The sequence below is a fragment of the Apibacter sp. B2912 genome (genome assembly GCF_009827835.1).
Taxonomy (GTDB): domain Bacteria; phylum Bacteroidota; class Bacteroidia; order Flavobacteriales; family Weeksellaceae; genus Apibacter.
This window is the reverse complement of sequence record NZ_WINV01000009.1, coordinates 1-8,123: the sequence shown is the minus strand read 5'-3', so window position 1 is coordinate 8,123 and position 8,123 is coordinate 1. Positions and strand designations below refer to the sequence as shown.

The 8,123-nt window shown below is 25.9% G+C and carries 13 protein-coding genes; all 13 read right to left on the bottom strand.

The genetic code is table 11. The features are described 5' to 3' along the window. Positions 1-43 precede the first annotated feature (43 nt). A complete protein-coding gene (locus tag GFV01_RS09925) occupies positions 44-271 on the bottom strand; it encodes a hypothetical protein (RefSeq protein ID WP_160567172.1) in 228 nt (75 codons plus the stop codon). 17 nt (positions 272-288) lie between these two features. Next, positions 289-888 carry a hypothetical protein gene (locus GFV01_RS09920; protein WP_160567170.1) on the bottom strand — a complete coding sequence of 200 codons (600 nt, stop codon included), beginning with the start codon at positions 886-888 and terminating at the stop codon, positions 289-291. Beyond that, positions 885-1,235 carry a hypothetical protein gene (locus GFV01_RS09915; protein WP_160567167.1) on the bottom strand — a complete coding sequence of 117 codons (351 nt, stop codon included), beginning with the start codon at positions 1,233-1,235 and terminating at the stop codon, positions 885-887. Before GFV01_RS09915 ends, GFV01_RS09920 begins: the two co-directional genes overlap by 4 nt. Positions 1,236-1,254: 19 nt before the next feature. Continuing rightward, entirely contained in the window at positions 1,255-1,884 is a 630-nt protein-coding gene (locus tag GFV01_RS09910; RefSeq protein ID WP_160567164.1) for a hypothetical protein, read from the bottom strand. Positions 1,885-1,888: 4 nt separating this feature from the next. After that, positions 1,889-2,266, bottom strand: coding sequence for a hypothetical protein (locus GFV01_RS09905; protein ID WP_160567161.1), 378 nt, complete (start codon positions 2,264-2,266; stop codon positions 1,889-1,891). Positions 2,267-2,313: 47 nt separating this feature from the next. Beyond that, positions 2,314-2,883, bottom strand: coding sequence for a hypothetical protein (locus GFV01_RS09900; RefSeq protein WP_160557428.1), 570 nt, complete (start codon positions 2,881-2,883; stop codon positions 2,314-2,316). Continuing rightward, a complete protein-coding gene (locus tag GFV01_RS09895; RefSeq protein ID WP_160557429.1) occupies positions 2,880-3,122 on the bottom strand; it encodes a hypothetical protein in 243 nt (80 codons plus the stop codon). Before GFV01_RS09895 ends, GFV01_RS09900 begins: the two co-directional genes overlap by 4 nt. Positions 3,123-3,157: 35 nt before the next feature. Then, positions 3,158-3,787 (bottom strand): hypothetical protein, encoded by a 630-nt coding sequence (locus tag GFV01_RS09890; protein ID WP_160557430.1) that lies wholly within the window; start codon positions 3,785-3,787, stop codon positions 3,158-3,160. A 4-nt stretch (positions 3,788-3,791) separates the two neighbouring features. Next, the gene (locus tag GFV01_RS09885) at positions 3,792-4,196 is read right to left on the bottom strand and encodes a hypothetical protein (RefSeq protein WP_160567158.1); all 405 of its coding nucleotides are present in this window, start codon (positions 4,194-4,196) and stop codon (positions 3,792-3,794) included. 17 nt (positions 4,197-4,213) lie between these two features. Next, positions 4,214-4,804 (bottom strand): hypothetical protein, encoded by a 591-nt coding sequence (locus GFV01_RS09880; protein ID WP_160567155.1) that lies wholly within the window; start codon positions 4,802-4,804, stop codon positions 4,214-4,216. Further along, on the bottom strand, positions 4,801-5,073 hold the full coding sequence (locus GFV01_RS09875) for a hypothetical protein (RefSeq protein ID WP_160567152.1): 273 nt from the start codon (positions 5,071-5,073) through the stop codon (positions 4,801-4,803). Before GFV01_RS09875 ends, GFV01_RS09880 begins: the two co-directional genes overlap by 4 nt. Before the next feature lie 439 nt (positions 5,074-5,512). Next, entirely contained in the window at positions 5,513-6,166 is a 654-nt protein-coding gene (locus tag GFV01_RS09870; protein WP_370513744.1) for a DUF3289 family protein, read from the bottom strand. Further along, positions 6,166-6,861 carry a hypothetical protein gene (locus tag GFV01_RS09865; RefSeq protein WP_160567146.1) on the bottom strand — a complete coding sequence of 232 codons (696 nt, stop codon included), beginning with the start codon at positions 6,859-6,861 and terminating at the stop codon, positions 6,166-6,168. Before GFV01_RS09865 ends, GFV01_RS09870 begins: the two co-directional genes overlap by 1 nt. Positions 6,862-8,123 lie beyond the last annotated feature (1,262 nt).

Sequence of the window (8,123 nt, the reverse complement as noted above, 5' to 3'; positions counted from 1 at the left end):
GTAAAATAAGAAAAATTTTATTTTTTTCATAATGTTAAATAATCTAACGATTGGTAAATAATTTCAGTTTCAAAAGGCTGATAACTGCAATGATGTTGTAGCCAGAAAATGCCGTAAGGCTATGCACGCTTCCTTTTACAACCCTATTTACATCATCCCAATCTGCTCCATACCAATCACCTATATACATTTTAGTTTTTACTAAAAATTTCCTCGGCTTATCTTCTTCAATTTCCAAGTCTACCTTAACCGTTTGTGTTCTTTCTACCAAACCCTTATAGTCATAATTTATAATATCTCCACTTCAAACCATGCTCCTTTATCGTGGTATTTTAATTTCATTTTTTCCTGATTATCTTTGTTGTATAAAATATAAATATAATTTTCTGTTTCTTTTTTACTTTCGTCCTTTTCTGCATAGTCTAAAAAATTCTGCACCGTATTAACCGTTAATGTTTCAAAATCTGAACTTAAAAATGTTTGGTTATTTTCCTTTTTTATGATAAATGAAATAGGTGTATTTTTTAAAAAGTTTACTTTTATATAATAAAATTTATCTCTAATATTATCTATTGAAAATCTTTGATAATTTGTGTTTAATATAGCTGATCCATCCTCAAATGTTACCCCATTATCATTAGTTAATATCCATTTATCGCCATAAGTACTCTTTATGTAGTTAAACAAATACCTTATTGAACTTTCATTATCTATAAAAGTTTTAAACAAAAAATACTTATAATAATAAGTATCTTTCAAATGTATTATTTCAGGAGATAAAACATTATTAATTTCTTTTTTACATTCCTGATAACTATTATTATAAGAACAAGAAGTAACTCCTATATTAAAAATTAAAAACAGTATACAAATTATTCGTTTTATCATAATTGTATATAATTAGTATCTTGATAAATAATTTCGGTTTCGTATGGATAGCAACTATAATAATGTTGTAACCAGAAAAAGGCATTTAGACTAGGTACATTTCCTTTAAGTCTCATGTGTTTTTTTCCTGCCGCCTGAATGCGTTTTATCAAATCTGAAGGATTGCTTAAATCTTTTATCGGATCGATTTTTATTTCTTTAAGAAAATCAGATAAATTCCCCCCATTAATATCATCCCAATCAGCTCCATACCAATCGCCTATATACATTTTGGTTTTTACCTTATACTTATTTTTTTCCATTTCGGATATTTCCAAATCTACTTTTATGGTTTGTGTTCCTCCCATTAAGCCGTAATAAACATTACTATAAAATATCTATTTCAAACCATTTTCCAAAATTGTGATATACTTGCCTGATTTTAAGAGAATCTTTTTTATTATATAATTCATAGATATATTTTTCGGATTGTTTGCGAACTATATAATCTTCATCAAATGAATAATCCAAAAAATTCTGTATAATGTTTACATTAAGGCTATCAAAATTAGCAGATAATTTTTTTAAGGGAATCTTCTCATTATTTCTTCCTTGTACAATTTTAAAATTTATTTGAGTTGGATTAGATTTTGTTCGTATATGAAAATTACGGTTGTTAGTATCATTTCCATCTAATTCTCTTTCTCTACTGAAAGCAAATATTAAAGAAACAGTATCTTGAATAAAAGGCACCCCATCATCAAACTTGTAAGTGTTTTTATTAGTCATAATAATCAGGTAGCCCTTATTTTTCTTAGCAAAATTAAATAAGTATTTTATACAATTTTCATTATCCTGAAAATTATCAAATACATAAAATTGTCCATAATAATTACTCAATAAATGATAGATATTAGGTTTTCCTTTAGGCTTTTTTGGGGGATAACAATTTACCAAAACAGCAAGAAGCAGGAAAAAAGAAATAATAATTATATATATAAATTTATTTTTTTTCATTGTATTATTTCTTTCTGTTAATAATTAAATAGTCTACGGATTTATAGACCAGTTCGGTTTCAAAGGGTTTATATTTTTTTTCATATCCGGGAAGGTATCCGTAATGGTATTGAAGCCAGAAAAAGGCGTTCAGACAGGACATGTTTCCTTTTTTATGTCCTATCATTTCATTTAGTCGGCCGGACATTGCCGCAATAGCTAAGTTTTGCGCCATTAGTGCTTTCCCTAAATCGGTAAACTGATTCATCAGTTTTGAGTATATTTCTTCATAGTTATAGTTTTTACCTCCGTTAAGGTCTCCCCAATCGGAGCCATACCAGTCCCCTATATACATAGTGGTGTTTATTTTATAGCGTCCGAGTTCGATTTCTTCAATTTCCAATTCTACCTTAACAGTTTGCGCCTCCCATTAAGCCATAATAAACATCACTATAAAATATCAATTTCAAACCATTCTCCATAATTATGGTAATTAATTACTACTTTTTTTACTTTATTTTTATTATACAGTTCATAAGTATAAGATTTATATTTTTGAATTACTTCTTGATCATAACAAAGATTTATAAAATTTTGAAGAACATTAATATTTATATTGGTGTACTCGCTTGTAAATTGTGTCGTGTAAGATTTCAACATTACTTCTTTTGAAAAAAACGTTTCTTTAAGCCTTATTACCGGCCTTAAAGATATAAATTCATATTTATATTTAACATTCCTTATACTAAAAACATCAGAGTTATTATAATTAAAAAAAGCATCTTCATCTTCAAATTTCACTGCATTTTTATTAGTAACAATAACAAAATATCCTTCTCTCTGTTTTACAAAATTGAATAAATATTTGATATGCTTTTCATCATCCTTAAAACCATCATATACATAACAGTTCTTATTATTAGTATCTTGTAAATGGTAAATTTTAGGTGGTTTATTTGAACAATCTAAAAAAAATAAAAGACAAAAAATAAGATATATATAGTATTTTAATTTTCTCATATCCTTATAAAATCCAATGATTGATAAATAATTTCAGTTTCAAATGGTTGATAACTGCAATGATGTTGTAGCCAAAAAAATGCCGTAAGGCTATGCACACTTCCTTTTACAACCCTATTTACATCATCCCAGTCTGCTCCATACCAATCACCTATATACATTTTAGTTTTCACTAAAAATCTCCTCGGTTTATCTTCTTCAATTTCCAATTCTATCTTTATGGTTTGAGTTCCTCCCATTTTGAGTTCCTTCCATTAAGCCGTAATAAACATTACTATAAAATATCTATTTCAAACCATTTTCCAAAATTGTGATATACTTGCCTGATTTTAAGAGAGTCTTTTTTATTATATAATTCATAGATACAATTTTCAAATCGCTTGCGGGTTTTATAGTCTTCAAAAGTGGAGTAATTCAAAAAATTCTGTACTATGTTTACATTTAGACTATCAAAATCAGCAGATAATTTTTTTACAAAATTTTTATCTTTATTTCTTCCTTCTTCAATTTTAAAATGGAGCTTAGTTTCTTCCAAATAATTTACACTAATTCTAAAATTCCGGATGTTATTATCATCATACTGATTATCTTCTCTATTAAAAGTGAACTTATGTGCAATTGTATCTATTGGATCTGCCCCCCCTTCGTAAAACTTATACATATTTTTATGGGTCATAATAATCAGGTAGCCTTTATTCTTCTCAGCAAAATTAAATAGGTATTTTACACAGTTTTCGTTATCCTGAAAATTATCAAACACATAATAATGACCAAGATAGGTGTCACGTAAATGATAAATATTAGGTTTTCCTTTAGGCTTATTTGGGGGATAACAATTTACCAAAACAGCAAGGAGCAGGAAAAAAGAAATAATAATTATATATATAAATTTATTTTTTTTCATAGTATTATTTCCTTCTATTAATGGTTAAATAATCTACGGATTTATAGACCAGTTCGGTTTCAAAAGGTTTATATTTTTTTTCATATCCGGGAAGGTATCCGTAATGGTATTGAAGCCAGAAAAAAGCGTTCAAACAGGACATGTTTCCTTTTTTATGACCTTTCATTTCATTTAGTCGGCCGGACATTGCCGCAATAGCTATGTTTTGTGCCATTAGTGCTTTCCCTAAATCGGTAAACTGATTCATCAGTTTTGAGTATATTTCTTCATAGTTTTTACCACCGTTAAGGTCTCCCCAATCTGAGCCGTACCAATCCCCTATATACATGGTAGTATCTATTTTAAAACGCCCGGGTTGGGTTTCTTCAATTTCCAAGTCTACCTTAACCGTTTGTGTTATTTCTACCAAACCCTTATCGTCATAATTTATAATATCTCCACTTCAAACCATGCTCCTTTATCGTGGTATTTTAATTTCATTTTTTCCTGATTATCTTTGTTGTATAAAATATAAATATAATTTTCTGTTTCTTTTTTACTTTCGTCCTTTTCTGCATAGTCTAAAAAATTCTGCACCGTATTAACCGTTAATGTTTCAAAATCTGAACTTAAAAATGTTTGGTTATTTTCCTTTTTTATGATAAATGAAATGGATTTGTTTTCTAAAAAGTTAACAGTTATACCTTTATTTTCCAAACTTTCTCTATGTCTAAAGAAACTAAATATTTGGCTTACTCTATCTTTATAATATGGAATTCCATCATCGAAAAATACATCATCTTTATTAGTTAATATAACAATCCAACCTTTTTCTTTTTTAGTAAAATCAAAAATATATTTTATACAAATTTCTTCATCTTTGAAATTTTTTATGTAATAAAATTTAGTATTATATGTATCTTGCAAACTTTCAATTTTCGGGGATACATTTTGCTGATTACTTTTATTATCCGCACAATAAATTGTCCCAATACTTATCAATAAAACAATTAGATAATTAATGATCCGTATTTTCATAATTGTAAGTAGTTAGTATCTTGATAAATTATTTCGGTTTCGTATGGATGGCAACCATAGTAATGTTGTAACCAAAAAAAAGCATTTAAACTCGCTACATTTCCTTTCAGTTTGAAAGGTCTTTTTTTCGCCTCTTTTATGCGTTCTATCAAATCTGAAGGATTGCTTAAATCTTTTATTGAATCAATTTTTATTTCTTTAAAAAACTCAGATAAATTACCTCCATTAATATCTCCCCAATCAGCTCCATACCAATCGCCTATATACATTTTGATTTTTTACCTTATATTTATTTTTTTCGATTTTACTGATTTATAGATTTCATTGTTTAGATTTTAATTCAAGATTAAATTCAGAAAATATACTAAATTTTATAATTATATTTTTATTTAAGGTATTCCTATAAATAATGAAATTATAAATATTATAGAATAGAATGCTATGTATCCTAAGGGAATAATTAATACTGAGTATAAAAACCTAAACTTAATTTTATACTTCATGGCTTTTCCTATAAAACTCAAAAAAAGTTCAAATAAAAGCCAGGTTAGTAATGAAGGAAGTATAAAAAACATGATTATATGAAAACAATTATCTAGAGCAAAAGAACTAAATATTATATAATTTATAAATTGAATATATATTAAGATTATTATTAGTTCTAATAAGCTTTTTTTACTAATTAATAAAGATATGTTCCTCATTCTTTTAAAATTTGCTTGTAAATGATATTTTGGTTATAAAAGGTTTATACCCTCTAAAATGTTGTAAAATAAACCAAGCAATAAAAATATCATTATCATATTTTTCTATATCGGGATAATCTAGACCAAAATGATCAAACATTTCAAATAATAATTCCCCATGAGGTTCATTATTATTTAAATAATATTTTGAAAGATAAATTTTATAGGCCCATACATCATTTATAGCAATTTGAATTCCTGAAAATTTATCAAAATTATTATTAAAACGAGGTTTACCCACTTTTGAACTAAAGCTTGAATTATAAATAATTCCTTCGGAATCACCTATTACTCTCAAATCTTCAGGATTATTTTTAAACTTTTCCAACTTTAGATAAGAAACAGTCCATTTTTTTACATTATTAATAAATTTTATGGTATTTTCATGTTCAATAACAGCATTTGTTAAATCAATATGCGAATATTCACCTCCTTCATTATTTTTCATCTTTAAAATCATTCTTTTTATATTATCTTTCAAATTCCCCATTGAAAAAATAATTGTAGCGTTATTTTCAAAAATTTTAAACAACTCAATATCTGTTTTTTTGGAAAATTCTTTCACTTTTTTAATAAGTTTATCAGCTTTATTATCTGCATAGTTATTTCTTGAAATTATATCAAACCTTCCTTCTTGTTTATGTACATTATATGTCTCCTGTCTAACTGATTTCTTAGTTTTCTATAACCAGCTTCATCTTCTGTATAATCGTTATACAACAAATCATCTGCCGTTTGTTTTGAACTTGTTTTTTTGTTATTTATTACTATTGTTTTTTTACCTTTTCTTCCAATGCTTTGTATAATTAGAATTGGAAATTTTACTTCAAAAAGATCTATTTCAATACTAACATCCTTACAAGGCTTTTCCAAGTAGGCATATACACTGAATTTAGAATTTTTAACATCTTTGGGTACCCAAAATTTTACTTCTTGTTTTCCGTTATTTTGAGGATATTTAGATATAATCTCTCCTTCATCAAATTGGGTAGCCCACTTAATTCTTATTAATTCATGTGGTTTAGGCTGTCTATTGAAATTTACTATTTTGTATTGGTATGATATACCTTTTTTAATACAAGAAACTTTCTGTCCTTTTTCATCAAAAGGTCCGTCCAGTTTTACCACGCGCAATGGCGGTGGAGGGGTATAATCATTTAAATATTGAACACCGCCATTTCTTCCTACCATAGTAACCTTTTTTCTGGCATTAAAGGTTAAATTTCCACCATTGGCTGTAAGAGTTATTGATTCTTTTGCTCGTTTTATACTCTCTCCTCCTATTTTGCGTACTATATTTCCTCCTTGCATACTTATATGTTTTATATAACCAATTATTCCTTTTTAAGATTCAAGTAAATAAAAATTTTAGTTGCAAAAAGCTTTTAACTATAAAAATAAAATTTGACTGATATAAAATTGTAGGTTATATTTAATAAAAACTAATAAAGTTTTATATTAAAATTTATATAATTTTAATGTAATGAATACTAATACGGCACTAATGTTCAAATAAAGAAAAGAGCTTGTTAATACACTTAAAAATTCATCCAATAAAGTATATGTACTCCATGCTGAAACTCTATCTAAAAAAATATTATAATTATTAAAAAAAACTAGTATTAAATATATAACTGAAAAATATATTGAAATATTCCAGTTTTTCTTTAATGTTTTTTTTAAAAAAATTAATATAATAAAAATAAGGCTAATATAAGCAGAAGATAAAATAATATCTCTGCTATATGAACAATTAAAGCATGATGATGAAATCTCATTAGAGTATTCTTGCATAGAAAAATAAGTAGAAAAACATGCTAAAATGTATATAATTATTGTAGAAATTATTATTTTATAGTATTTCATATTATTCTTTTCTTGGTTTAAAACATTACACTTATATAGTTGCTCCAACTATTTTTTTGAAACAATTTTGGAGTATCTTTCACCTTAGAAAATCGGAAAGTGTTTTCAACTAATTATATCATTATTTAATGAGTTTTTGCAGAACTACCTGAAAATTATCATAAAATTACATTTTATTAATTCTTTTATAGATTATATATCTTCATACATTAATCTTATGATTTATGAAAATTATAGGTCTTATAAAAATAATATTTATAACTTTATTAAAATATATATAAAAACCATACATAATAGAACATTAACCAAAAACATAAATAAATTATATTTTAAAGTAATCTTTATTTTAAATATAAAAGCTATTATTTTAACAATTATCCAAGAAGTAATCCCTGCAATAAAAGGATATATATTTATGGCTATCCATTCTCCGTAAGGAAATCCACCAAAATATAAAATAAACAGCATAAAGGAAATTATCAGGATAATTAATAATTCTAACAAATTCCATTTGGTTAGCAGATAAAAAAAAACTTTCATATATTAAAATTTGCTTGTAAATGATATTTTGGTTATGAAAGGTTTATAACCTCTAAAATGTTGTAAAATAAACCAAGCAATAAAAATATTATAATCATATTTTTCAATGTCCGGATAATCTAAACAAAATGATCAAACATTTCAAATATTAATTATTCATGAGGTTT